Consider the following 26,118-nt stretch of genomic DNA (forward strand, 5'->3'; position numbering starts at 1 on the left):
GCGGCGACGCTACCGTTCAGCCGGTTTTGAAAGAGCGGGAGACAGCAATGTTCAACAAGATCCTCGTGGCAAATCGCGGCGAAATCGCGATCCGGGTAATGCGCGCAGCCAATGAGCTGGGCAAGAAAACAGTTGCCGTATATGCCGAAGAGGACAAGTTGGGGCTGCATCGTTTCAAGGCGGATGAGGCCTATCGCATCGGCGAGGGGCTGTCGCCAGTTGGCGCCTATCTCAGCATCGAGGAAATCATTCGCGTGGCCAAGGAATCGGGCGCGGATGCGATTCATCCGGGCTACGGGCTTTTGTCGGAAAATCCCGATTTCGTAGAAGCTTGCGCCGATGCGGGCATCACATTCATCGGCCCCAAGGCCGAGACGATGCGCGCCCTTGGCGACAAGGCGTCTGCGCGTCAGGTCGCGATCAAGGCGGGCGTGCCGGTGATCCCCGCGACCGATGTTCTGGGCGAGGATTTCGACGCGATCAAGAAAGAGGCCGCTGAGGTGGGCTATCCGCTGATGCTCAAGGCGTCTTGGGGTGGCGGCGGGCGTGGGATGCGCCCGATCACGTCCGAGGACGAGTTGGTCGAAAAGGTCCGCGAGGGTCGTCGCGAGGCCGAGGCCGCCTTTGGCAACGGCGAGGGTTATCTGGAGAAGATGATCATCCGTGCGCGCCATGTCGAGGTGCAGCTTTTGGGTGACACGCATGGTGGCCTTTATCACCTGTTCGAACGCGATTGCACCGTGCAGCGGCGCAACCAAAAAGTGGTGGAGCGCGCCCCTGCCCCGTACCTGAGCGACGCGCAACGCGCCGAAGTTTGCGCATTGGCGCTGAAAATCGGCAATGCCGTGGGCTATCAGAACGCGGGCACCGTCGAATTCCTGATGGATATGGACACCGACCAGTTCTATTTCATCGAGGTCAACCCGCGCGTTCAGGTCGAACATACCGTCACCGAGGAAGTGACCGGGATCGACATCGTGCAGGCCCAGATCAAGATCGCCGAGGGTGCGACCCTGACCGAGGCCACCGGAGCCGCCGCGCAATCTGACATCCAGCTTTCGGGCCATGCGCTGCAATGCCGCGTGACCACGGAAGACCCGCAAAACAACTTCATTCCCGATTACGGCCGCCTGACCGCGTATCGCAGCGCGACCGGCATGGGGATTCGCCTTGATGGCGGCACCGCCTATGCGGGCGGGGTGATCACACGCTATTACGACAGTCTGCTGGTCAAGGTCACCGCTTGGGCGCAGACGCCGGACCAAACGATCCGCCGGATGGACCGCGCCCTGCGCGAGTTTCGTATTCGCGGCGTGTCCACCAATATCGATTTCGTCATCAATCTGCTGAAACATCCGACCTTCTTGGATATGAGCTATTCGACGAAGTTCATCGACACCACGCCCGCGCTGTTTGATTTCAAGCTGCGCCGCGACCGGGGCACGAAAATTCTGACCTATATCGCGGATGTCATCGTGAACGGGCATCCCGAGACCGTCGGGCGGGCCAAACCCCATGCCGAAGCCAAGCCCCCTCGCCTGCCCCCGATCACGGGTGCGCCGCAGCCGGGCACGCGCAATCTGCTGGAAACCGAAGGCCCGCAGGCGGTCGCGGATTGGATGAAGGCGCAGAGCAAGCTGTTGCTGACGGACACCACGATGCGCGACGGGCATCAATCGCTGCTGGCGACGCGGATGCGCTCAATCGATATGATCAAGGCCGCGCCCGCCTATGCCGCCAACTTGGGCGATCTGTTCTCGGTGGAATGCTGGGGCGGCGCGACGTTTGATGTGGCCTATCGCTTCTTGCAGGAATGTCCCTGGCAGCGGTTGCGCGACATTCGCACCCATCTGCCCAACGTGATGACGCAGATGCTGCTGCGCGCCTCCAACGGCGTGGGCTACACGAATTATCCTGACAACGTGGTGGAGTTCTTCGTCAAGCGCGCCGCCGCGACCGGGGTGGATGTGTTCCGCGTGTTCGACAGCCTGAACTGGGTCGAAAACATGCGCGTCGCGATGGATGCGGTGATTGAAAGCGGCAAGGTCTGCGAAGGCACGATCTGCTACACCGGCGATATTCTTGACCCCGATCGCGCGAAATACGACCTGAAATATTACGTCGGCATGGCCAAGGAACTTGAGGCGGCGGGCGCGCATGTGCTTGGTCTCAAGGATATGGCAGGCCTGCTGAAACCCGCTGCCGCGCGCCAGTTGATCACCGCGCTCAAGAACGAGGTCGGCCTGCCGATCCATTTCCACACCCATGACACCTCTGGCATCGCGGGCGCGACGGTTCTCGCCGCTGCCGATGCGGGCGTGGATGCGGTCGATGCGGCGATGGATGCGTTTTCGGGCGGCACCTCGCAGCCTTGTCTTGGCTCCATCGTCGAGGCCTTGGACCATACCGAGCGCGACACCGGGCTTGATATCGCCGCGATCCGGCGGATGTCGAATTATTGGGAAGCCGTGCGCCATCAATATGCGGCGTTCGAATCTGGCCTCGAAGCCCCGGCCTCAGAGGTCTATCTGCACGAAATGCCCGGCGGCCAGTTCACCAATCTCAAAAGTCAGGCGCGCTCGCTGGGGCTGGAAGAACGTTGGCACGAAGTGGCGCAGGCCTATGCCGACGCCAACCAGATTTTCGGCGATATCGTCAAGGTCACGCCCAGTTCCAAAGTGGTCGGGGACATGGCGCTGATGATGGTGGCGCAAGGGCTGAGCAAGGAAGACGTGCTTAACCCGGGCAAGGATGTCTCCTTCCCCGATTCCGTGATCGACATGATGCGCGGCAATCTGGGCCAACCCCCCGGCGGCTGGCCCGAAGGGATCTCGAAAAAGGTGCTCAAGGGCGAGGTCGCCTCGACCGAGCGCCCCGGCAAACACCTGCCCGCCGTCGATCTGGAAAAGACTCGCACCGATCTGGCCGCGCAGCTTGGCATTACGATAGATGACGAAGATCTCGCAGGATATCTGATGTATCCCAAGGTCTTCACCGATTACGCCACGCGCCATGACACCTATGGCCCGGTGCGCACCCTGCCCACCCCGGTGTTTTTCTACGGGCTTGAGCCGCAGACCGAAATCTCGGCCGAAATTGATCCGGGCAAGACGCTGGAAATCCGCTACCTGACCGAAGGCGACACCGATGAATTGGGCGAGGTGAAGGTCTATTTCGAACTCAACGGCCAGCCCCGCGCCGTGCGCGTGCCCAACCGTGCGGTCAAGGCCACAACAGCGGCCAAACCCAAGGCGGATCCCGGCAACCCCAACCATATCGGCGCGCCGATGCCCGGCTCGGTTGCGAGCGTCGTGGTGAGTGTGGGCCAGGTCGTCAAGCCGGGCGATATGCTGCTGACGATCGAGGCGATGAAGATGGAAACCGGCATTCACGCCGACCGAGAGGCCACGGTCAAGGCGCTGCATGTGACGCAAGGCGCACAAATCGACGCCAAGGACCTGCTGATAGAGCTGGAATAAAGAGGTCTGCCCAGCCGCCGTTGCGGTTGGGCAGAGACCGCCACTGGGACAACGGGTGTCGGCAGGTTCTGTTGATGGCGTACATGCCCCACCTGCTGCGCAGGTTCCCCCGGAATATGCGGGCAAATGCGATGGCAAGACAGCCGCGCAGGGCGGCGATATGATCTGTCTGCAATCGCAAAGCACCACGCGATTGCGTCGCAGGGGGCTGCGCACTCTTGCATGGGCGCGCGCAGGGTGGCAAAGACTTGCCCTATGAGCACCGATACAACCCAAGATAAAAAACTTGCCCTGATCACCGGCGCGTCGCGCGGACTCGGGGCGGCTTTGGCCGAAGCGCTGGCCGCGGATGGCTATCACGTCATGGCCGTGGCACGCACTTCGGGCGCGCTCGAAGAGCTGGATGACCGGGTGCAGGCGCTTGGCGGCACCGCGTCGCTGGGGCCGCTGGATGTCACAGACCCCGATCAGATGGCGCATCTGGCGGGCTCGATTGGGGCGCGCTGGGGCGGGGTCGATCTGTGGGCGCATTGCGCGATCCACGCAGCCCCCTTGTGCCCTGCTGGCCATATCGACGCCAAAGAGTTGTCGCGCTCCACGGCCGTGAATATGACCGCCACGGCGCAGTTGATCGGGCTGATCGAGCCGCTCTTGCTGGCGCGCAAGGGCACGGCCCTGTTTTTCGACGATGATCGCGCGGGGCAGAAATTCTTTGGCATTTACGGCGCAACGAAGGCGGCGCAAATGGCCATGGTGCGTAGCTGGCAGGCTGAAACTGTCAAGGTCGGGCCGCGGGTGATGATCGCAACCCCCGCCCCGATGGCCACGGCATTGCGCGCGCGGTTCTTCCCCGGCGAAGACCGCGATGCACTGGCAGATCGCCACGCCGAAGCGCGCCGGATTCTGGCAAGCCTGTAAGCCCCGCTTTACCCTGCGGCCCACCCGCGTTAAGCAGGGGCAAATGCCAGCAGACCGGGGGCCATATGCGCATTCTCATCACCAATGACGACGGGATCGACGCGCCCGGCCTTCAGGTTCTAACCGAAATCGCCGCCGAGGTGGCTGGCCCCGATGGCGAGGTCTGGACAGTCGCGCCCGCCTTTGAGCAATCCGGCGTCGGCCATTGCATCTCTTATACCCATCCGATGATGATTTCCAAACTGGCCGAGCGGCGCTTTGCCACCGAGGGCAGCCCTGCCGATTGCGTGTTGGCCGGGCTCTATGATGTGCTTGAGGGGCAGCGCCCCGATCTGGTGCTGTCGGGTGTGAACCGGGGCAATAATTCAGCCGATAATGCCTTATATTCCGGCACGTTGGGCGGTGCGATGGAGGCCGCTTTGCAAGGCGTTCCCGCGATTGCGCTGTCGCAATTCCTTGGCCCGCTGGTGTTCGACGCCCCCGATATGTTCGAGGCGGCGCGGGTGCATGGGGCGGGCCTTGTGCGCAAGCTGTGGGAAAACGGCGTCTGGGACGATGGCGATTATCGGGTGTTTTACAACGTGAACTTCCCGCCCGTGCTGGCCGCTGATGTGAGGGGCCACAAGGTCGCCGCGCAAGGCTTTCGCAAGGATTGCTATTTCGGCGTTGAGCCCCATCACGCGCCCTCGGGGCGGCGGTTCTTGTGGGTCAAAGGCGGCCCGCAACACACGCCCACCGCGCCGGGCACCGATGCGGCGGCCAATCTGGATGGCTATATCTCGGTCACGCCGATGCGCGCCGATCTGACCGCCCATGACGTGCTGGTCGATCTGGAGGCGCGTCTGGGATGAGCAAAGAGGCGCAAGAGAACCTGGCCGAGCGCAAGATGCGCTTTCTCTTTGCGCTGCGTTCTAAGGGCGTGACGGATGCACGCACGCTGAGTGCGATGGAGACAATCGACCGCGGCCGTTTTGTGCGCGGGCTGTTTGCCGAGCGCGCCTATGAGGATATGCCGCTGCCCATCGCTTGTGGGCAGACGATCAGCCAGCCCTCGGTTGTTGGCCTGATGACGCAGGCGCTAAAGGTCGGGCCACGTGATACCGTGCTGGAAATCGGCACCGGGTCTGGCTATCAGGCCGCCGTGCTGAGCCAGCTTGCGCGCCGGGTCTATACAGTGGATCGCCACCGCCGTCTGGCGCGCGATTCCGAGGCGCTGTTTGCCGCCCTGTCGATCCCTAATATCGTGACGATTGCGGGCGATGGATCGCGGGGCTTACCCGATCAGGCCCCCTTTGATAGAATTATCGTGACCGCTGCCGCCGAAGACCCGCCCGGCCCACTCTTGGCCCAGCTCAAGATCGGCGGTATCATGGTCTTGCCGGTGGGTCAGTCTGATACGGTGCAAAGCCTGATCCGGGTGCAACGCCTTGAGAGCGGGTTTGACTATGAAGAATTGCGCCCGGTGCGCTTTGTTCCTCTTGTTGAGGGGATGGCGAGCGATTGACGGGCCTGGGCAATAGCGTGACAAGGGTCCCCCAGAGGCCCGGCAAACAGTGAGGACGAGCGGATGGTATTGAGAAACTCCCGGTTGCGACTGATCCTTGTGGCAGGCGTGGCCGCAGGCACATTGGCGGCTTGCGACCAGCAAGGCTTTGACATGGACCTGCGCCGCTTTGGCACGGGTGGGCTGGAAACGACCGAGGCGGCGCGCCAAGCGGTACAAGATCGCCCGCGCCCCGATAGCCGCGGCATCATCACCTATCCCAATTATCAGGTCGTGGTCGCCAATCGCGGTGACACCGTGACCTCGGTCGCCCAGCGCATCGGCGCCGATCCCGGGGCACTGGCGCGTTATAACGCGGTTGCCCCCAACGCGGTGCTGAATGCAGGAGAGGTTCTGGCCCTGCCCAACAGCGTCGGCGGCGGTGTGACAAGCAATACACCGATGGGTGCTGGCGCCAATCCCAGCGCGCTGACGGCGGATACGATTGATATCACTTCGCTGGCCTCCAACGCGATCGACAAATCCCAAGCCGGGCAAACCGCGCGCCCAGTCGCCTCCAAGCCGGTGGTCACATCCCCCACCAGCCCCGAGCCGATCCGCCACAAGGTTGCGCGCGGAGAGACGGCCTATTCGATCGCGCGCTATTACAACGTGCCAGTCAAGGCACTGGCGCAATGGAACGGGCTGCCCAATGATCTCAGCGTGCGCGAGGGGCAATATCTGCTGATCCCGGTCGCCTCGAACCGTCAACCGGCCAAGGTTGAGACCGCAAGCTCTACCACTGTTCCCGGTATCGGCTCGCCGACCCCGGTTCCGCCTTCGGCCGCCGAGCCGCTGCCCAAGATCGTACCGCCCAAGGCCTCGGCCCCGGTGGATAAATCGAGCGTGCCCGATATGAGCAATGAGCGCACCGCCGCCTCAAGCAGTAGCAAGATGACGATGCCAGTCTCTGGCGCGATCATTCGCCCCTTCAAGAAGGGCAAGAATGATGGAATCGACATTTCCGCAAGCCCCGGCACGGCGGTGAAAGCGGCCGAGGCGGGCACGGTGCTGCTGATCTCGCAAGACACTGATAATGTGTCGTTCTTGGCGCTGAAACATGCCGATAACCTGGTAACGGTCTATTACAACGTAGCCGGGCTGAGCGTGAAAAAAGGTGCAAGCGTGAAGCGCGGGCAGACCATTGCCAAGGTGGCGCCGGGCGATCCGGGCTATCTGCATTTCGAGGTCCGCAAGGGGATCGAGTCGATCGATCCGATGCCCTATCTGAACTGACGGGCCCTATCTGAACTGATGGAAGGGGGGCGCTGCCCCCAACTGCCAAAGCCGCGGCTTTGTCAGCCTCCCCCGGCGTCTTTAGAGCTAGATGAGAGAGCCGCGTGCGATCAGTGCGCGGTTTTTTTCTTGCCCGTCAGCAGACGGTAAAGCGGCTGGATGATCCGCATTACCACCGGGATCAACACCAGCCCGTACGCAAGCCCGAAGATGCCATCGAAAAATGCCGTGACGGCCCAAGTAACGAAGCCCTGCGCGGTGGCAAGGGCATGGGCTGCGGCCTCGGCCTGATGGTGGATCCAGTCATAGGGCGCGTGAAACCCAAGCTCGGCGAGCCCGTGCAGCACGATATTGCCGCCCACCCAGATCATCGCGGCCGTGCCCACCGTCATCAATACTGTCATCAGCCATGGCATCAGCTTGACGACACCATGACCCAGCGCGCGGGTGGGCGCGAGCTTGCCGTTTTTGCACAGCCACAGCCCCGCATCGTCAGCCTTCACGATCAGCGCGACGCTGCCATAGACCACAACAGTCACACCAATGCCGATGATCGCAAGCGCCAGCGCCTCCATCCAGATATTTTGCGCGGGCGGCAACGCGGCCAGACCGATTGTCATGATCTCGGCGGACAGGATGAAATCGGTTTTCACGGCGGCTTTGACGCGGGCTTCTTCCAAGTGATCGGCAGTTTGCGCCGCTATATGGCCCTCGGCGTCGGGCACATGCGGTTTGAAGATGTGATAGACCTTCTCGGCGCCCTCAAAGCACAGGTAAGACCCGCCCAGCATCAAGAGCGGTGTGATCAGCCATGGTGCGAAGGAGGACAGCAGCAGCGCCGCGGGCAACAGGAACACCAGTTTGTTCTTGATCGAGCCGAGCGCGATTTTTCCCACGATGGGCAGTTCGCGCGCAGGGGCAAAACCATGGACATATTTTGGGGTGACGGCGGAGTCGTCGATCAGCGCCCCTGCCGCCTTGCCCCCCGCCTGCACCGCTTGGCCCGCCGCATCGTCAATCGAGGTCGCCGCAATCTTGGCAATCCCCGCCACATCGTCCAACAGCGCCAGCAAACCACTCATACGTATTATCCTACTCGTCTCACCCGTAGGCCAACCTAGGGTGAGGTGCCAAAGGTGGCAAACGAAAAGGGCGCCCGAAGGCGCCCTGATGCCCACCCTGCGAGGGCGCTTACAGGCCTAGCTTGCCTGCCACGATCTCGTTGACCGCTTTGGGATTAGCTTTGCCGCCCGAGGCTTTGATCACCTGCCCCACAAACCAGCCCGCGAGTTTCGGGTTGGCGCGGGCCTTTTCGACCTGATCGGGGTTGGCGGCGATTACGGCATCGACCGCCGCCTCGATGGCCCCGGTATCGGTGACCTGAATCATGCCGCGTTCTTCGACGATCTTCTCGGGATCGCCGCCTTCGGTATAGACGATCTCGAACAGCTCTTTGGCGATCTTGCCCGAAATCTTGTCGGATTTGATCAGCTTGATAATCGCGCCCAGTTGCGCGGGCGAAACCGGGCTGGCGGTGATCTCAGCGTCGTCCTTTTTCAGACGGCCGAACAGTTCATTGATGACCCAGTTGGCCGCCAGCTTGCCATCGCCTGCTTGCGCGACCACGGCCTCGAAATAGTTGGCGTTCTCAACGTCTGCCGTCAGCACCGAGGCGTCATATTCCGACAGCGCGAAATCCTTGACGAAGCGGGCTTTTTTGCCGTCGGGCAGTTCGGGCATCGAGGCGGCGATATCATCGACCCAAGCCTGTTCGATTTCCAGTGGCAGCAGATCAGGGCACGGGAAGTAGCGATAATCATGCGCCTCTTCCTTGGAGCGCATCGAGCGCGTTTCGCCCTTGTCGGGGTCATAGAGGCGGGTTTCCTGCACGACCGTGCCGCCGTCTTCGACGATGGCGATCTGGCGACGCGCCTCGTATTCGATCGCAGCTTGGATAAAGCGCATCGAGTTCATGTTCTTGATCTCGCAACGCGTGCCGAGATGGCTGAAATCCTGCGTTTCCTGATACTTCTCATAAGCGCCGGGTTTGCAGATCGACACGTTCACATCGGCGCGCAGGTTGCCGTTTTGCATGTTGCCATCGCAGGTGCCTAAGTAACGCAGGATCTGGCGCAGCTTGGCGACATAGGCGGCGGCCTCTTCGGGGCCACGGATGTCGGGGCGGCTGACGATTTCCATCAGCGCCACACCGGTGCGGTTGAGATCGACGAAGGACATGTTCGGATCCATGTCGTGGATCGATTTGCCCGCATCCTGTTCAAGGTGGATACGCTCCACACGAACCTTGCGCGCAACGCCCGGTCCCATATCGACGATGATTTCGCCCTCGCTCACGATGGGATGGTAGAGCTGGCTGATCTGATAGCCTTGCGGCAGATCGGGGTAGAAATAGTTCTTGCGATCAAAGGCCGAAGTCAGGTTGATCTCGGCCTTGAGGCCCAGCCCGGTGCGCACAGCTTGCGCCACGCAGAATTCGTTGATCACGGGCAACATGCCGGGCATCGCGGCATCCACGAAAGCGACGTTGGAATTGGGCTCGGCCCCGAAGGTGGTCGAGGCACCCGAGAACAGTTTCGCATTCGAGGCGACCTGCGCGTGAACCTCAAGCCCGATCACCAATTCCCAATCCGATTGGGCCCCGGCAATGACCTTGGGTTGGGGCGAGGTAAATTCGAGATGGTCGAGCATGTCCGCATCCTGTCTGAAAGGCGTCTCGCGCCTTCTAGGACAGGGGCGGCGCGGGGGCAAGAGGGCGGCCACATCCGGGCGCGCCAAGCGCGCGATCTGCGGGCCCGATACCAATGCGCATACGGGCCCCTGATGCTGCAGCGCAGCAACACAGACTCTTGACCCTTCGCGAGTGGCCGCGCCCTTTGCGCGCGCGGGATTTGCACCATGATATCGCTAACAGGGTGTGCCCCGCCGGGCCACGCACCCTGCTGCGTTGCGCAGAACAAAACCTGATCCGAAGCGGGGTTGGGCAGAGGAGGAAATGACCCGGCTTCTGGAGGATTCTTATGACCAAACGCACCCATCTTTCGCCGGTTTCGGCAATGATCCGGCTTGCAGGAACCAGCGCGATCGCGCTTGGCCTATGTGGAATGGCCGCGCAGGCTCAAGGCGTGAGCGCATCCGATTTCGGCGCCGATTTCGCGGCGATGGCCAAGCTCAAGGACGTCACCGCCAAGGGTAAGGGCAAGATCGGCGTCTTGCTGCCCGATACAGCCAGCTCGGCGCGCTACACCTCGTTTGACGAGCCCTATCTGAAGAAAGCTTTCGATATGGCGGGCCTTTCAAGCAGTGACCTGATCGTCTCGAACGCGCAGGGCTCAGAGGCAGATCAGCTGACGCAGGCGCAGACCGATATCAGCCAAGGCGCGACGGTTTTGCTGCTGGACCCGATCTCGTCGGGCGGCGGCGCTGCGGTTGAGCAATACGCCAAGGAACACGGCGTGGCCGTGATCGACTATGACCGCCTGACGGTGGGCGGATCGCGCGATTATTATATCAGCTTTGACAACGTCTCGGTGGGCAAGCTGATCGGTCAGGGCATGGAACAATGCCTGAGCGATTGGCAGGTCAAGAACCCCGATATCCTTGTCATGGCGGGGTCTCCTGATGACAACAATGCCACGCTGTTCAAGCAAGGCTATCTGGACGTTCTCAAACCGAAATTCGACGCGGGCACCTATAAGAACGCGGGCGAGCCTGCCGGTAGCTGGGACCCCTCGGTTGCACGCACCACCTTTGAGCAGCAGTTCACCGCGCATGAGAATATCAACGCGGTCGTGACGCCCAATGACGACAACGCCAACGCTGTGATCTCGTATCTCAAGACGCTGAAGGTTCCGCCAAAAACCTTCCCGACCACGGGTCAGGACGCGACGCTGACGGGGCTGCAAAACATCCTCACCGGCTATCAGTGCGGCACCGTTTACAAACCGATCTATCTTGAGGCCCAAGCCGCCGCCGCACTCGCGCTTTATGTGCGCGCAGGCGAAACCCCGCCCGCAGGCCTGATCAACGGCAAAACGATGGACAGCGCGCAGAAAAAAGACGTGCCCTCGATCCTGATGGTGCCGATCTGGGTCACCGCGAAGACCATCGCCAACACTGTCGTGAAGGACAAGTTCGTGGATGTGGCCAAGCTCTGCACCGGCGATGCGACCGCTGCGTGCAAAGCCGCTGGTATCGGGAACTGATAGCCAATGAACGAGATGGGTAATGGGACCGGGCCCCAGGATGCGATTCTGCGCATCCGGGGCCTGGAAAAGCGTTTCGGCGCGGTGCAGGCCCTGAGCGGCGTCGATTTTGACGTGCGCCCGGGTCAGGTGACGGCGCTGGTGGGTGACAATGGCGCGGGCAAATCCGTGCTGACCAAAACGATCGCCGGCATTCATGAGGCCGATGGCGGAACGATCGAATGGGATGGAAATGTCGTGCGGGTGCGCAATCCGCGCGACAGTGCCGAGTTGGGCATTGAGGTGGTCTATCAAGACCTTGCGCTATGCGACAATCTCGATGTGGTCCAAAACATGTTTCTGGGCCGTGAAATCCTGACCAACGGGATGCTGGACGAGGACGCGATGGAACGCGCCGCCGCCGAGACGCTGGCCGGGCTGCGGGTGACGACATTGCGCTCGATCCGCCAGCCGGTGGCCTCGCTTTCAGGCGGGCAGCGCCAGTCGATTGCGGTCGCCAAGGCGGTGATGTGGAACTCGAAACTGGTGATCCTGGACGAGCCCACCGCCGCGCTGGGTGTGGCCCAGACCGGACAGGTCCTGCAACTGGTGCGCCGTCTGGCCGATCAGGGGCTGGCGGTGGTGATGATCTCGCACAACCTCAACGATGTGTTCGCGGTGGCTGACAATATCGCGATCCTGCGGCTGGGCGAGATGGTCAGTCAGGGGCCGATGGACAATTACGACACCCAGCGTGTGGTCGAGTTGATGACAACGGGCAAATCGGACCATGTGGTCGAGCCCGGCAAGGGGCGCGCGGCGCCCTCGATTGCGGCAGAAAACGCCAAGGACGTGGCCGAAGCGCGCGCGGTGTCTGGCGATAGCGGCCCTGCCGCCGTGGTCAGCACCGGCGAGGCCGAAAGCTTTGCCAGCTACATGGCGCGGGTCTGGTCACGGGTGAAGGCAGGCGAAAGCGGGGTCTTGCCGGTTGTGCTGGGCTTCGTGCTGATCTCGGCGATCTTCCAGTTCCAGAACGATAAATTCCTGTCCTCGGGCAACCTTGTGAACCTGCTTGTTCAGGGCTCGGTCTTTATGATGATCGGGATGGGACAGGTTTTCGTGCTGCTTCTGGGCGAGATCGACCTGTCGCTGGGCTTTGTCGCAGGTATCGGGGCGACGGTGGCGACGCTGCTGGTCGCGCCGGGCATGGGCTGGCCGTGGTGGGCGGCGGTGATCGTGGCACTGGGTGTCGCGGCGGTGTTGGGGATTTTCCAGGGCCTGCTGATCACCAAGCTGCGCCTGCCCTCTTTCGTGGTGACGCTGGCGGGTTTGCTGGGCTTTAACGGGCTGATGATCCAACTGCTGGGCGCGGGCGGCACGGTGCCAATTGCCTCAGATACGATCAACAACTTTGCCAATGGTACGCTGAGCCCGCTGATGGGCTGGGTGTTTACCGGGGTGGCCGTGGCGGTTTTTGCAGCCCTCACCTATCGCAAGGACGCCAAGCGCCGCGCCAGCGGTCTGGTTGCTCCGCCACTGGGGTTGACGCTGCTCAAAATCGCGCTGGCGGTTGTGGCCGGGGTTGTGCTGGTCACGATCTCGAACATGAACCGCGGGATTGCGCGCTTTCCGCTGTCGGGGATGCCTTGGGTGATCCCGATTGTGTTTGGTGTGCTGATCGTGTGGTCCTTCCTGCTCGGCAAGCTGAAATTCGGGCGCTACGTTCTGGCCATAGGTGGCAATGCCGAGGCCGCCCGGCGTGCGGGCATCAAGCTGGGTCTGATCCGCACGGCAGCCTTTACGCTGGCAGCCACCACGGCGGGCATGGGAGGCATCATCTACGCCTCGCGGCTGCGCTCGATCTCGACCAGCTTCGATGGCGGCACGATCGTGCTGTATGTCGTGGCCACGGCGGTGATCGGGGGCACGTCGCTGTTTGGCGGGCGCGGCCATCCGCTGCATGCGGTGCTGGGCGGGGTCGTGATTGCGGCCATCGTCAATGGCATGGCGCTGCTGGGGCTGCCCGCTGCGGTGCAGCTGATGGCAACCGCGCTGGTGCTGCTGGCTTCGATCACGGTCGATGTGGTGGTGCGCAGACGCGGCGAGACCACACGCTAAGGCGCCCTGCGCAAAATATTGGAAAGGCCCCGCCGAGTGCGGGGCCTTTTTTCGTTGCGATGCGGGCTGTGACCTTTGGCGCGTGCGACCAGCACGGACGATACCTCCCCTTGAAGGGTCTCACGCCCCATGAAAAAGGGCGACCCGAAGGCCGCCCCATCCAATCCATCTGCGCCGCGATCAGTCGATCATCGGCAGCAGCGTGTTCACCGACGCCTTGGCATCACCATAGAACATCCGCGTGTTTTCTTTGTAGAACAGCGGGTTCTCGATGCCGGAATAGCCGGTGCCCTGACCGCGTTTAGACACAAAGACCTGTTTCGCCTTCCACACTTCAAGAACCGGCATCCCCGCGATGGGCGAGTTCGGATCTTCTTGGGCGGCCGGGTTCACGATGTCATTCGAGCCGATGACGATCACCACATCCGTTTCCGGGAAGTCATCATTGATCTCGTCCATCTCCAGCACGATATCGTAAGGCACTTTCGCCTCGGCCAAGAGCACGTTCATATGCCCCGGCAGACGCCCGGCAACCGGGTGAATGGCGAAACGCACGGTCTTGCCTTGGGCGCGCAGCTTGCGGGTCAGCTCGCTCACCGCCTGCTGGGCCTGCGCCACCGCCATGCCGTAACCGGGCACGATGACCACGCTATCGGCCTCGTTCAGAGCTGCGGCAACGCCATCGGCGTCAATCGCGATCTGCTCGCCCTCGACCGCCATCGCGGGGCCGGTGGTGTTACCAAACCCGCCCAAAATGACCGACACGAAGGACCGGTTCATCGCCTTACACATGATGTAGCTCAGGATTGCACCAGACGAGCCAACCAGCGCACCGGTCACGATCAGCAGATCATTGCCAAGGCTGAAACCAATCGCCGCCGCCGCCCAGCCCGAGTAGCTGTTGAGCATTGAGACGACCACCGGCATATCCGCGCCGCCGATGCCCATGATCAGGTGATAGCCGATGAAGAAGGCCAGCAGCGTCATCAGCAACAGCGCCCAGACCCCTGCCCCGTTCAGGAAGGCAATCAGCAACAGCACCGAGCCAATCGCAGCCCCGGCATTGAGCATATGCCCGCCCGGCAGCTTCTCGGCCTTGGAGCTAAGCTTGCCCGCCAGCTTGCCGAACGCCACGACCGACCCGGTAAAGGTGACCGCACCGATGAACACGCCAAGGAACAGCTCGACGCGCAGGATCGACAGCTCGACCGGCGCTTTATGCGCCAGCAGGGCCGCAAAGCCGCGCAAACCGCGTTCGTGTAGCGCCGCCGCGATGCCCGCCTCGTTCAGCGTGCCCGACAGCGAGGCCTTGAGCGCCATCACATTGGCCATTTCGAGATAGGCGTTATAGCCCACGAACACCGCCGCCAGACCGACGAGCGAGTGCATCGCGGCCACCAGTTGCGGCATTTCGGTCATTTGCACGCGGTTGGCCACGAACCAGCCGATGATGCCACCCGCCGCGATCATGACGACCGAGATCAACCACAGGCCAGAGCCCGGCCCGATCAGCGTCGCGACAACCGCCAGCGCCATGCCGGTGATGCCATACCAGACGGCGCGTTTGGCGCTTTCTTGGCCCGAAAGCCCGCCCAGCGAGAGAATGAAGAGAACTGCCGAAACGACATAGGCAGCGGTCGAGAATCCGGTTTCCATTGTCTCGGCCCCCTTACGATTTCTGGAACATGGCAAGCATGCGCCGCGTGACCATGAAGCCACCGAAAATGTTGATCCCGGCCATAAAGACCGACAGCGCGGCAAGCACGATCACCAGCCAGCTTCCCGATCCGATCTGCAACAGCGCGCCCAAGATGATGATCGAGGAAATCGCGTTGGTCACAGCCATCAGCGGCGTGTGCAAGCTGTGCGCGACGTTCCAGATCACCTGGAAGCCGATGAAACAGCTCAGCACGAAGACGATGAAGTGTTGCATGAAGCTGGCCGGCGCGATCAGCCCCACGGCAAGCAGAAGCACCGCGCCCACGACAAGCAAGGTCACCTGGTTCTTGGTCTGCGCCTTGAACGCGGCCACCTCGGCGGCGCGGCGTTCTTCGGGCGTCAGCTCTTTGGGCTTTTCGGCCGGCTTCTTGGCCGCAATCGCCTGAATTTTCGGCGGTGGCGGTGGGAAGGTGATCTCGCCCTGATAGGCGACCGTTGCGCCACGGATCACGTCATCTTCCATGTTATGCACGATCACGCCGTCTTTTTTCGGCGTCAGATCGGTCATCATATGGCGGATGTTGGTGGCATAAAGCGACGAGCTTTGCGACGCCATCCGGCTCGGGAAATCGGTGTAGCCCACAATGGTCACGTCATTGTCGGTCACGATTTTCTCGTCCGGCTTGGTCAATTCACAGTTGCCGCCACGTTCGGCCGCAAGGTCAACGATCACCGAGCCGGGCTTCATCGCCTCGACCATATCCTTGGTCCACAGCACCGGGGCATCGCGGCCCGGGATCAGCGCGGTGGTAATGACGATGTCGATATCGGGCGCAAGTTCGCGGAACTTCTTAAGCTGGGCTTCGCGGAATTCCGGGCTCGAGGGCGCGGCGTAACCGCCTGTCGCGGCCCCATCCTGCGCGGCTTCCTCAAAATCGAGATATACGAATTCTGCGCCCATCGATTCGATCTGCTCGGCCACTTCGGGACGCACATCGAACGCGAATGTCATGGCGCCAAGCGAGGTCGAAGCGCCGATCGCAGCAAGACCCGCCACGCCTGCGCCGACCACCAACACCTTGGCCGGAGGCACCTTGCCCGCCGCCGTCACCTGTCCGGTAAAGAAGCGACCAAAGTTATTGCCCGCCTCCATCACCGCGCGGTAGCCCGCGATATTGGCCATTGAGGACAGCGCATCCATTTTCTGCGCACGCGAGATACGAGGCACCATATCCATCGCGATCACATTCGCGCCGGTCTTTTCCGCCGCCTTGAGCAGCTTTTCATTCTGCGCCGGGTAGAAGAACGAGATCAGCGTCTGACCGGGCTTGAGGCGTTTGACCTCGGCGTCGGTGGGTGGGCGGACCTTGACGACGAAATCCACCTCTTTGAACAGCGCCGTCGCCGTCTTGATGACGGTGACATTGGCAGCCTCATAGGCGGCATCGGTAAAGCCGGCTTTTACGCCTGCACCGGTTTCGATGAAGCAGTCATGACCCAACTTTTGCAGTTGCAGCGCAGAGTCCGGCGTCATCGCGACGCGGGCTTCACCTTCGAAAATCTCCTTTGGAGCTCCGACTTTCAATGTAACTCCCCCTTGGATAGCGACCCACGGCAAAGGCTTGGCGCGGGCCTGTAATCTGGCGAAGCCCTGAATAACACTGCGCAATAATGTTTCACAAGCGCCGACTGCCTTTAAAATGTTCTTATTGCAAAACAGGGGCCCGACGACATAAATGTATACAATCGCACACCGTTCTCAATTCGAATTTCCGCTATAAAATCAAAATTTTAGCGTGGCCTGCGCAACGCTATCCACCCGGAAACGCGCGGAGATTTTTTGTAGATGCAGCAATTGGGCGCAGGCAGCGATCAAAGCCAGCGGCGGACCTGCGCGCGATAATCGGCATATGTCGCACCGAAACGCGCGCCGATCCGGTCCTCTTCGCCGATGATAAAGCGCACTGTTATCAGCCACATGAAGGCGGGCACCAAGGGCAGCGCGAGGGCCGCATTCCACCACAGGCACAGCCCCGTCAGCACCAGCGCATCGCCCAGATAAATCGGGTTGCGCGTCAGGGCGAAGACGCCCGAGGTAACCAGATCGCTGGGGTCACGGCGCGGAATGAACGTAGTGTGATGCAGCACCATCTGCCCCGCCGCGACCGCCATCAGCACCAGTCCCATGCCAATCAGCGCCCCGCCAATCAGGCGATCCAGCGTAAAATCAATCGGCACAGCCTGCCCGATGCTCCACGCCATCGCGGCAAATAGCGCCAGCCATAGCGGCGGGATGTCGATCTCGCGCAGCAACTTGATCCTTTCGCGCCGTTACAGGCGATAAACAGTGAGTTCAGGCAGCTCGGTCAGCGGCACCTCAAGCAGGCGCAGCGCAGGCAGCGACACCTCCGAACCCGCCCCCGCCGGTTTACCCGTGGGGATCAGCGTCACCTTGGCCGATTTCCCGGTTTTCGGGTTTTCGATACGCCCCTTGCTCTCAACGCTCACCAATCCCGTGCGCATCCAGAACCCCGGATCGGTCGGATCGCCAAGACTGGCAATTGTGACGCCTAGTTTCGCCTCACCGGTGGCGGGTTTTTGCGCCGCTTCGGCGCGTTGCGCCGCCGTTGTGGTGTCAAACGCTGCAGCGCTATTCGCCGTGGGTTTGGGGGCCGGCGCGATCCGGCCAGGCGCGGGCATCGAGGCTGGGGCGTCCGTTTTGGGCCCGATCCCAAGCTGCGCGCAGCCTGCCACTGCCAAAACCAATCCCATACTTAACAAACCACGCATCCGAAAAACTCCTCAAATCCAGAACAAATCCTAACGCATCGCGGCGCGCGCGCAAATGGCACTTTAACCCCGGTTCAACCCGCGCAGGATTTGGCGAAACACAACGATGCCAAGCAGCACCAGAACCGGAGTGATTATAGGCTCATAGATCAGCGCGGTGAATGCCTCGCCGGGCAGCCAGCCGCCACCGCCCGGCGCAGGAAATGTTGCGCCCACCCGGTCTCCAGCCCAATACCAACCCAGCGCTAACATTAGATATGCCAACAGCTTGAACGGCCAAGGCCCTGAAAGCGCGGCCAAAACCGCCAAAGGCAAAATCAGCATTGCGCAGAAACGCAAGCAATCCAGCAAAACAGGGAATGGCGCAGGGGCATAGGCGGCCAGCGCAGCGCTTGGCACAAATACGCTCTGACCCCAGATTGAAAGCGCCACGATCAGCGCGCCCGCGACCCCCGTCAAAGCCGCGCGCAATGCCCGAGAGCACCGCGCGTTCATCCGCCGGTATGGCTCATATGCCGAGTCATCTGGCCCGCGACGGTTTGGCGGGAATAGTCGAAATCATGGCCCTTTGGCTTGCGCGAAATCGCGGCGCGAATGGCCGCAACCAGCGCGTCATCCTCAGTGCTTGCACGCAGCGGGGCGCGCAGATCAGCGTTATCTTCTTGGCCCAGACACATGAACAGCTCGCCCGTGCACGTCACGCGCACACGGTTGCAATTTTCACAGAAATTATGCGTCAGAGGCGTGATGAAGCCGATTTTTTGTTGAGTTTGTGCAAGTCGCACATAGCGCGCCGGGCCGCCGGTGCTTTCGCTCAGCTCTTCCAGCGTAAAGCGTTCCCCCAGTCGGGCGCGCAAATCAGACAGCGGCCAATATTGATCAAGGCGCATCTCTTCGCCCATCTCGCCCATCGGCATCACCTCGATGAAGGTCAGATCGAACCCCTCAGCGGCGCACCAATCAACAAGGTCAAACAGCTCATCTTCGTTGAAACCCTTGAGCGCGACGGTGTTGATCTTGACGCGCAGCCCGGCACGCTTGGCCGCCTCCAGCCCCGCCTTGACCTGATCAAGCCGCCCCCAACGGGTGATGGCGGCGAATTTGTCCGAATCCAGCGTATCCAGCGACACATTGATCCGTTTGATTCCCAACGCGGCAAGATCGGGCGCGAATTTCGCCAATTGCGAGCCGTTGGTGGTCAGCGTCAACTCATCCAGCGCCCCGCTGTCGAGATGGCGCGAGATGGTGCGGAAGAACGTCATGATATCGCGGCGCACCAAAGGTTCACCGCCGGTGATGCGCAGCTTCTTTACGCCGAGCCCGACGAAAGTCGAGCACAGCCGGTCCAGTTCCTCCAGCGTCAGCAGCTCTTTCTTGGGCAGGAATTGCATGTGTTCAGCCATGCAATAGGTGCAACGAAAGTCGCAGCGGTCGGTGACCGAGACCCGAAGATAGGAAATCGGGCGGGCGAACGGGTCGATGAGGGGCGCGTGATCCATGGGGTGAAACTATGCCTCGGGGCGACGCGCGGCAAGGGGGCGCGTATGGTTCAAGATGGCGCAGCCAGGCGATCCTCGACCATCCCCACCAGCCAGCTTGCGCCATAAGGGATCGCCTCGTCGTGGAACTCGTATTGCGCGTGATGCAGCGGCGCGCTGTCGCCATTGCCAAGAAAAAGATAGGCTCCGGGGCGCGCCTCAAGCATATAAGAGAAATCCTCGGCCCCCATCATCGGGGCAACATCGCGATCCACCGCGCCGTTGACCCGCTCGGCCACGCGCGCGGCATGTTCGGCGCACTCCACATCGTTCACCGTGACCGGATAGCCGCGCAGATACTCGACCTGCGCCTGCCCGCCATAGGTCGTCGCGACGCCATGGCTGATCTCACCTAAGCGCCGCTCGGCCAGATCGCGGGTCTCTGCCGACATCGCGCGCACCGTGCCTCCCAACATGACCTCATTGCCGATCACGTTATCCGCTTCGCTTTGCGAATTGAGCGTGGTGACCGAGACCACCACGGGATCGAACGGGTCGACCTCGCGGCTGGCGATGGATTGCAGCGCCAGGATCAACTGCGCCGAGATCACCACCGGATCGGTGACCTCTTGCGGCTTGGCCGCATGACCGCCCTTGCCGATCACCCGGATTGTAAAGAAGTCCGCCGAAGCCATCATCGCGCCGGGGCGCACCCCCAGATGGCCCGCCTCCATGCCCGGCATATTGTGCAGCCCATACACCTCGTCGATGGCGAACCGCTCCATCAAGCCATCTTCGATCATCGCGCGCGCGCCTGCCCCCCCCTCTTCGGCGGGTTGGAAAATCACCACGGCGCGGCCTGCGAAGGCCCGCGTCTCGCACAGATATTTCGCAGCGCCCAGCAGCATCGAAGTGTGCCCGTCATGGCCGCAAGCATGCATCTTGCCCTTGCTCTGCGAGGCGTGCTCCAGCCCGGTTTGTTCCACAATCGGCAGCGCATCCATATCCGCGCGCAGACCGATCACGCGCGGGCCCTTCGCCCCTTTGGTCGCAACCTCTTGCCCTTCGATCACGCCAACCACGCCAGAACGCCCGATCCCCTCGACCACCTCGTCACAGCCAAACGCACGCAACAATTGCGCGACGCGCGCCGAGGTGCGCGGCAGATCATAGCCCAGCTCAGGATGGCGGTGAAAATCGCGTCGCCAGCCGATGATCTCGGGCAGCAATTCGGCGAAACGGTTCTTGATCGGCATGGGATACAGCTTTGCGATTAGGACAATTCGCGCCCACCTTGGCCTGCGCGCGATGCGCGTGCAAGCGCTAGCGAAACGCCATCGGCAGGTCGAACGCATAGCTTTGCGCCTCCAGCCCTTTGGGCGCTGGCGCGAACCGCCCGGCCCGGCGCACCGCCTGCACAGCGGCGCGATCCAGCGCCCCGTTGCCCGAACTTTGCGCCAGCGAGACCGACAGCAATTGTCCCGTGCGCGCGACGCGCAAAATCACGATCACCCGCCCCGCGCCGGCCCCTGCGGGTGGAGTCTTGGCGCGCTCGATCTGGGCGCGGATCTGTGCTCCCCAGCTGGCCATTGCGGCGCGGGTCTGGCCCGGAGACAGCGTCGCCGCGCGGGCTTTGCCCTGCTGACCCGCCGCCACGCCCCCGCCTGCACCCTTAGCCTGCTGTTCGGGCGCAGCCTGTGAGGCGCGCGAGGCTTTCGATGCGGTTTTAGCGGCCGGTTTCGGTTGGGGTTTGGGCTTGGCGACCGGGCGCGGCATCTCGGGCGGGGGCGGCACCGTTTGCGGCGGCGGCGGGGTCTCACGCAGTTGCGGGGGTGCGGGCGCAGTTGGCGCGGCATTGGCGAGAGGCGGATCGTTTGGTGCAGGGGCTGAGGGCGTCGCCTCATCCGTTTGCGGCGCAAGCGGCTTGGGGGCCGCTGCAGCCTGCGGCGGGCGCTCCCAGTCGGCCACAACTGCGGCCATCGCCGCCGAGGCTGGCGTGATCGCCACCAGATCCGCACCTTGCGCGCCCGCCGATTGCGCCCCGCCTGCAACGGGGGGCTGCCAGATCGCAAACACCGTCAGATGCAGCGCCACAGCCCCGCCCAGCGCGCCCCCAAAGGCCCAGACCCGCGCGCTCATTTCGCGCGCACCACCAGCGCGAGATCGCGAAAGCCAAGCGCGGACAGCTGCGGCAGAAGGTCGGCCAGCGCCGCGCCGGGCACCTCCGCATCGGCGCGCAATTGCAAGGTATCGGCGCAGTCCCCGCATTGCGCGCGCGCGTCTTGCGCCGCTTGGCCCAATGCCACCAATGCGCCCGCGCCGCGCGCCGTGCCAAAACCAGCCTCGCCTTGCGCATCAAGATACAGCATCAACGCGCCGGAGTCGGGCGCGGTGTTGCTGTGCGCCTCGGGCGGGGTCACAGCGAAAGGCGCGGGGCGCGCCAGCGTAGCGGCCAGCAAAAAGAACACCAGCAGCAGAAACACGACATTGATCATCGGTAGAAGCGGCTCGCTTAGCGCACGGCGGGGGGGCGGCGCGATCCGCATCAGCGCACCAGCACGAGCTGCGCGATCCCTGCCCCGCGCAACTGCTCCATCACGGCGATCACATCTTGTAAATTTCCGCCCTTGGGCCGGATCACCACCGGATCGGTGGGCTTGGCCATCAGCGCATTCAAGCGCACCGCCAGATCATCGGGCGCAATCGCGACGCCGTTGAGGCTCAGCGCGCCATCTGCCCCCACATCTACCAGTCGCGGCGGGCCAGACCAGTGCGCAGACGCCCCCCCGCCAATCGAGAGATCCAGCGTGCGCTCAACGCCAAAGCGCGAGGCCAGCATGAAAAACACCAACAGCAAAAACACCACGTCGATCATCGGCGTCAGGGCTGCGCGCCTGCGCGGACGGGGGGTATCGAAGGCAAACATCACTCGGCAGCGGCGCGACCCGGCGCCTTGGCAGCGGGGGCAACGTCGCGCGGTGCGCGTAGGAAAATCCGCGTCGCGCTGTCTTCAAGATCATGGCGCAGCCGGTCCACCACCGCGTCAAATCCCGACAGCGCGATCTGCGCCGGGATCGCGACGCCCATACCCGCCGCCGTCGTCAAAAGCGCCTCCCAGATGCCGCCCGCAAGGGTTGCAGGATCGGCCTGAACCCCGGCCTCTTGCAAGGCGCGAAAGGCTGCGATCATTCCGGCAACCGTGCCCAGCAGACCCAAAAGCGGGCCAATCACCACCGCCAGTTCCAACCCCCGCAACCCCGAGCGCGCCCGGATCAGCAACGCCCGTGCCGCGCGGGCGGTTTCGGCCTCGGCACTGGCGCGATCAAGGCTTGGGTCTTGCAGCGCCGCCATCGCTCGGCGCGCCAATTGCGCGCGTAAAGACCGCCGCCCCGCCAAAGCCGCCTCGGCGCGCGCGATATCACCCGCCTCCCAAGCCGCAATCGCGGCATGGGTATGCGCGCCACCCGACCACGCGCCCGCCATCGATAAATCCCAGATTTTCCATAAGATCAGCGCCAGCGACAACACCGACAGCGCCGCAATCGCCCACATCGCAGGCCCGCCAAGGCTGAGCGCGTCAATCAAACGGCCCGGTATCTGGCTGATGTCGGCCATTGCGTCTCCCTTGGTTGCGAAGCGTGTCGCGCGCCAAATCCAACGCGCCGCGTCCGTTTTGCTGTCGCACAGTCTGGCACGCCTTTCAACTCTGCGCAGGCGCGTCAGCCGTTGGAAACGTCCGGTTTCCGCATAGAAATGGGGGAAGACATGGGGCCGCCACCCCCTACGCGCCTTCGCATTTACCCCAAGGACTGCATGGCGCTTCTTTGCTGCGCCACAGAGCTGCGCTGCGCGGGCGCTTAGGGAGGTGGGGGCCGTTTTCAACCCCTGATGTCTGACACTCAAATGGTGCGCAAATGCACACAATAGAAGCAAAAGTTCCGTTTACTCTGCAAAATAACACGCCATATGGGGTTGCGAGAGGGAAAGACCCTCGACCCTAGATTACAGAGTGAGACTATCATGAAACATATCATCGCTACATCCGCCGTTCTTGCGCTCCTCGCAGGCTCCGCTTCCGCTGCGAGCAATCAGACGCACGAACGTCACGCCTCTTTCCCGAACGGCGTCACCGCCACGGACACTGCCAAAGTCGAAGCGAGCACGGTTTATTCCAACAAGGAATTGCAGCGCGCGCACCTGGAGCCGACTGATATTGTGCCAGTGACCGTCTTTCAGGCACCCGACAATATCGCCCCGCCCAGACATGACGGCTGATCTCCTCTGCCGTGAATAGACATGGGGCGTCTGCAGCATGCGGGCGCCCCCAATTAATTTGGCCAGTGGCGCGCATATCACACCAGTGCAACCTATTGCGATGGATAACGATAACGCCCCTCGGAAAACGCCTGTCATCGACGCGTGGCACGCCAATGCTCCTTGGGGAATACGCTTGGTTGGAGCGCTGCCTGTTGATCTCACCAACCTTCGCCTCGGTCTAAACGTCTCCTCCAAGCGCCGCCAAATTCGCCTCATCTGCGAAGCGTACCAAGGACCGCCCCTTGCGACTGGTGAGACTGTGCAATGCGCGTGGGGCTTGATGACTGCTCTGCCTGCCCGCCCCCCTGAAAACTCCAGCGTCCGATGATCCAAAATTCGTAGGCAGGGCACAAACTCGCGGAATCTCGCGACAAACTTAGGACCCGCGGGGGACAGATCATGCACACGGCTCTGCTGTACAAATCGGCAATACGCTACAGATACGACCTGTAGAACGGGTCTTGTTGGGCGGCCGGTTTTCAGGCGGGATGCCGCCCGAATAGCTTGCTTTTCTTGATAGCAGGCTCTTGAGATTCCTCCACCTTCCCCTGTTGCGAAAGAATTTCACCCGCCTCACCCAACGCAAAAGCCTTGCGTTCATGATCTTCCAAATCGCTCATGAAATCGAACAACCGCTCGCAGGAATTTGAGATTTGTTTGATCGCAGCATTATACTTGCTTTCGTCCGCCCTTGCTGAGTTAAGGTCACGAACGTGACGCATCATTTTTGTGATCAAGGGCTTCATTTCAACAGCACATTCCTTGGTGAACTTATCAAGGACAGCTTCGACCCTGTGACGCACAACCTCGTGGCTTTCGACAGAACGGGTAAGACTTGCCTTTTGCAGGGCGTTGATCGTGGCTCTTCGCAGGGTTTCGTTAGACAAATCGTCCTTGACCAGAAAGTCACTGCACCCGTTTTTCATCGCCTCGATTGCGACTTCGGACTTACCGTCGCCAGTTACCATGATTGTGGCAGCGTGGCGGTTGCGCGGATCAAGCTCGATGGCGTCAATGGCGAGCAATCCGCTGCCTTCCGGAAGGTGATAGTCCAGAAAAATCAAGTCAAACGTATTGAGTTCTAGTGCGGTGCCCAGTGATTCAAGCGAATCCGCTTCGTAGATATCCACCTCGAATTCGAGTCCCTCGCACATGCGCCGCAGCCGGGCCCGATCGAACCTTTGGTCGTCGACGATCAGAATTCTCGCAAAATCTGGTATTTTGATTGTGTTTTTCTGAACCTTGAATTGGATTTTTTGCATACTGGTCAAGGATACACTCCACTAATATCTCTAAGGTATTAAAGGGTAATTTCATGAAAAAAGTATAAAAAACACCGGGGATCGCTCTAATTGAAGCGACATCCCTTACAAATATGTGACGTCCCGAACTGCCTGAACTCGATATAAGGACGCAGCAGACTACTACCGATGGCGCAAGGACTGAGCCATGTCACGACATTGGCCTGAGTGACAATGGCGAAGGGGGGCAGAAGCCGGGATCAGTTGAAGCGGCTGAAGGAGCTGGAGACCGAGACTACCCGGCTCAGACGTGCGGTATCAGATCTGACGCTGGACAAGAGGGGACTGACCGAGGCCGCCCGAGGAAACTTCTGAGCCCTGCCCGCCGCCGTAGGTGTATTGATCACGTGCGGCAGGCCCCCTCCACGCAGCGAAAGGTTCGCTATGACCTGCCAGACGAAGAACGGTTGACCGAGGAGATCATCGAGCTGACGCGAGAGTTCGGGTGCTATGCACTGTCCGCCAAGCGATACTTGCGTCGCCGTGAGGGGATACCCACATGATTACCGGGATGCTGAACACCAGCGGCTGGCATGTTAATCACAAGCGCCTCACTCGGCAGATTTGCGATGCAAATCGCCTGCCGGGCAATGGTCGAGTGACGCGTTCACCAAGGAGGCGCTGGTCATCCGTCTCAAACGCAAGCTAAATTCCGTCAACGTGTTCGACGCCTTGAGCCGATCTGTTCATGCCTCACGCGGCCCGCCTGAGGTCACAAGATCAAACAATGGCGCGGAGTTCATCGCCAAGAAGGTGCGCACCTGGATCGGAGCGGCGGGCTCCAAAACAGCCTTCATCGCATCAGGGTCACCTTGGGAAAACGGCTCCTGCGAGAGCTTCAATGCTCGGTTCCGGGACGCGTTGCTGACCGGTGAGGTCAGCTCGACGCCGCGCGCGGCACAGATCCTGATCGAACGATGGCGCCCCCCCCTACAATACGGTCAGGCCGCACAGCGCCCTCCGATACCGACTGGCCGCATCAGAAAGTTTCGTCCCGATAGATCAAAGGCTAACCATGCACTAACAATTAACTTGGACCACTTAAGAGTTAATGGGAGCACGCCAACAGTGCTGTCA

22 protein-coding genes and 2 pseudogenes are annotated in these 26,118 nt (G+C 61.8%); 10 read left to right on the plus strand and 14 right to left on the minus strand.

All coding sequences use genetic code 11. From position 1 onward, the window contains the following. Positions 1–47 precede the first annotated feature (47 nt). From QZ571_RS12605 to QZ571_RS12625, 5 genes are all read left to right on the plus strand, one after another. Entirely contained in the window at positions 48–3,479 is a 3,432-nt protein-coding gene (locus tag QZ571_RS12605) for a pyruvate carboxylase (protein ID WP_295535320.1), read from the plus strand. A 255-nt stretch (positions 3,480–3,734) separates the two neighbouring features. After that, on the plus strand, positions 3,735–4,397 hold the full coding sequence (locus QZ571_RS12610; protein WP_295535324.1) for an SDR family NAD(P)-dependent oxidoreductase: 663 nt from the start codon (positions 3,735–3,737) through the stop codon (positions 4,395–4,397). Between the two features lie 65 nt (positions 4,398–4,462). Beyond that, entirely contained in the window at positions 4,463–5,248 is a 786-nt protein-coding gene (gene surE, locus QZ571_RS12615) for a 5'/3'-nucleotidase SurE (protein ID WP_295535327.1), read from the plus strand. After that, positions 5,245–5,901, plus strand: a complete 657-nt coding sequence (locus tag QZ571_RS12620) for a protein-L-isoaspartate(D-aspartate) O-methyltransferase (RefSeq protein ID WP_295535330.1) — start codon at positions 5,245–5,247, stop codon at positions 5,899–5,901. The genes surE and QZ571_RS12620 overlap by 4 nt, the downstream gene beginning before the upstream one ends. 63 nt (positions 5,902–5,964) lie before the next feature. After that, complete coding sequence (locus QZ571_RS12625; protein WP_295535332.1) at positions 5,965–7,176, plus strand: M23 family metallopeptidase; 1,212 nt, start codon at positions 5,965–5,967, stop codon at positions 7,174–7,176. A gap of 110 nt (positions 7,177–7,286) precedes the next feature. Here the strand turns inward: QZ571_RS12625 and QZ571_RS12630 are convergent, their stop codons facing one another. Together QZ571_RS12630 and gatB are read right to left on the minus strand one after the other, a co-directional pair. Further along, positions 7,287–8,258, minus strand: coding sequence for a DUF808 domain-containing protein (locus QZ571_RS12630; protein ID WP_295535335.1), 972 nt, complete (start codon positions 8,256–8,258; stop codon positions 7,287–7,289). A gap of 109 nt (positions 8,259–8,367) precedes the next feature. Beyond that, positions 8,368–9,885 carry an Asp-tRNA(Asn)/Glu-tRNA(Gln) amidotransferase subunit GatB gene (gene gatB, locus QZ571_RS12635; RefSeq protein ID WP_295535338.1) on the minus strand — a complete coding sequence of 506 codons (1,518 nt, stop codon included), beginning with the start codon at positions 9,883–9,885 and terminating at the stop codon, positions 8,368–8,370. A 329-nt stretch (positions 9,886–10,214) separates the two neighbouring features. Here gatB and QZ571_RS12640 point away from each other — a divergent pair, with 329 nt between their 5' ends. Together QZ571_RS12640 and QZ571_RS12645 are read left to right on the plus strand one after the other, a co-directional pair. Beyond that, positions 10,215–11,399 (plus strand): substrate-binding domain-containing protein, encoded by a 1,185-nt coding sequence (locus tag QZ571_RS12640; RefSeq protein WP_295535341.1) that lies wholly within the window; start codon positions 10,215–10,217, stop codon positions 11,397–11,399. A gap of 6 nt (positions 11,400–11,405) precedes the next feature. Then, positions 11,406–13,496 carry an ATP-binding cassette domain-containing protein gene (locus QZ571_RS12645; protein ID WP_295535344.1) on the plus strand — a complete coding sequence of 697 codons (2,091 nt, stop codon included), beginning with the start codon at positions 11,406–11,408 and terminating at the stop codon, positions 13,494–13,496. Between the two features lie 180 nt (positions 13,497–13,676). Here QZ571_RS12645 and QZ571_RS12650 read toward each other — a convergent pair whose 3' ends face one another. The 11 genes from QZ571_RS12650 to QZ571_RS12700 form a co-directional block, all read right to left on the minus strand. Continuing rightward, complete coding sequence (locus tag QZ571_RS12650) at positions 13,677–15,152, minus strand: NAD(P)(+) transhydrogenase (Re/Si-specific) subunit beta (RefSeq protein WP_295535347.1); 1,476 nt, start codon at positions 15,150–15,152, stop codon at positions 13,677–13,679. A gap of 13 nt (positions 15,153–15,165) precedes the next feature. Continuing rightward, complete coding sequence (locus QZ571_RS12655; protein ID WP_295535350.1) at positions 15,166–16,740, minus strand: Re/Si-specific NAD(P)(+) transhydrogenase subunit alpha; 1,575 nt, start codon at positions 16,738–16,740, stop codon at positions 15,166–15,168. A 287-nt stretch (positions 16,741–17,027) separates the two neighbouring features. Next, positions 17,028–17,468: an isoprenylcysteine carboxylmethyltransferase family protein gene (locus QZ571_RS12660; protein WP_295535353.1), complete on the minus strand. Its 441-nt coding sequence runs from the start codon at positions 17,466–17,468 to the stop codon at positions 17,028–17,030. An 18-nt stretch (positions 17,469–17,486) separates the two neighbouring features. Beyond that, positions 17,487–17,945, minus strand: a complete 459-nt coding sequence (locus tag QZ571_RS12665; protein ID WP_295535356.1) for a D-galactarate dehydratase — start codon at positions 17,943–17,945, stop codon at positions 17,487–17,489. A gap of 63 nt (positions 17,946–18,008) precedes the next feature. Further along, the gene (locus tag QZ571_RS12670; RefSeq protein ID WP_295535359.1) at positions 18,009–18,440 is read right to left on the minus strand and encodes a hypothetical protein; all 432 of its coding nucleotides are present in this window, start codon (positions 18,438–18,440) and stop codon (positions 18,009–18,011) included. Next, complete coding sequence (gene moaA / locus QZ571_RS12675; RefSeq protein WP_295535361.1) at positions 18,437–19,444, minus strand: GTP 3',8-cyclase MoaA; 1,008 nt, start codon at positions 19,442–19,444, stop codon at positions 18,437–18,439. The genes QZ571_RS12670 and moaA overlap by 4 nt, the downstream gene beginning before the upstream one ends. Before the next feature lie 50 nt (positions 19,445–19,494). Then, positions 19,495–20,679: a M20 aminoacylase family protein gene (locus QZ571_RS12680; RefSeq protein ID WP_295535363.1), complete on the minus strand. Its 1,185-nt coding sequence runs from the start codon at positions 20,677–20,679 to the stop codon at positions 19,495–19,497. A gap of 67 nt (positions 20,680–20,746) precedes the next feature. After that, positions 20,747–21,562, minus strand: a complete 816-nt coding sequence (locus tag QZ571_RS12685) for an energy transducer TonB (RefSeq protein WP_295535364.1) — start codon at positions 21,560–21,562, stop codon at positions 20,747–20,749. Beyond that, a complete protein-coding gene (locus QZ571_RS12690; protein WP_295535365.1) occupies positions 21,559–21,969 on the minus strand; it encodes a biopolymer transporter ExbD in 411 nt (136 codons plus the stop codon). Before QZ571_RS12690 ends, QZ571_RS12685 begins: the two co-directional genes overlap by 4 nt. Continuing rightward, positions 21,969–22,349: a biopolymer transporter ExbD gene (locus tag QZ571_RS12695; RefSeq protein ID WP_295535368.1), complete on the minus strand. Its 381-nt coding sequence runs from the start codon at positions 22,347–22,349 to the stop codon at positions 21,969–21,971. Before QZ571_RS12695 ends, QZ571_RS12690 begins: the two co-directional genes overlap by 1 nt. Beyond that, a complete protein-coding gene (locus tag QZ571_RS12700) occupies positions 22,349–23,038 on the minus strand; it encodes a MotA/TolQ/ExbB proton channel family protein (protein ID WP_295535371.1) in 690 nt (229 codons plus the stop codon). The genes QZ571_RS12695 and QZ571_RS12700 overlap by 1 nt, the downstream gene beginning before the upstream one ends. 405 nt (positions 23,039–23,443) lie before the next feature. Here QZ571_RS12700 and QZ571_RS12705 point away from each other — a divergent pair, with 405 nt between their 5' ends. After that, positions 23,444–23,698, plus strand: a complete 255-nt coding sequence (locus tag QZ571_RS12705) for a hypothetical protein (RefSeq protein ID WP_295535374.1) — start codon at positions 23,444–23,446, stop codon at positions 23,696–23,698. A gap of 521 nt (positions 23,699–24,219) precedes the next feature. On the opposite strand, the gene QZ571_RS12710 is transcribed toward QZ571_RS12705, so the two are convergent. Then, complete coding sequence (locus tag QZ571_RS12710; protein WP_295535388.1) at positions 24,220–25,002, minus strand: response regulator; 783 nt, start codon at positions 25,000–25,002, stop codon at positions 24,220–24,222. A 237-nt stretch (positions 25,003–25,239) separates the two neighbouring features. On the opposite strand from QZ571_RS12710, the pseudogene QZ571_RS12715 reads away from it, so the two are divergent. Together QZ571_RS12715 and QZ571_RS12720 are read left to right on the plus strand one after the other, a co-directional pair. Further along, a pseudogene (locus QZ571_RS12715) lies at positions 25,240–25,487 on the plus strand (IS3 family transposase); the annotation flags it as partial. A gap of 163 nt (positions 25,488–25,650) precedes the next feature. Next, positions 25,651–26,065, plus strand: a pseudogene (locus tag QZ571_RS12720) (integrase core domain-containing protein); the annotation flags it as partial. Between the last annotated feature and the right edge of the window lie 53 nt (positions 26,066–26,118).

Source organism: uncultured Thioclava sp., assembly GCF_913064665.1.
Lineage (GTDB): Bacteria > Pseudomonadota > Alphaproteobacteria > Rhodobacterales > Rhodobacteraceae > Thioclava > Thioclava arctica.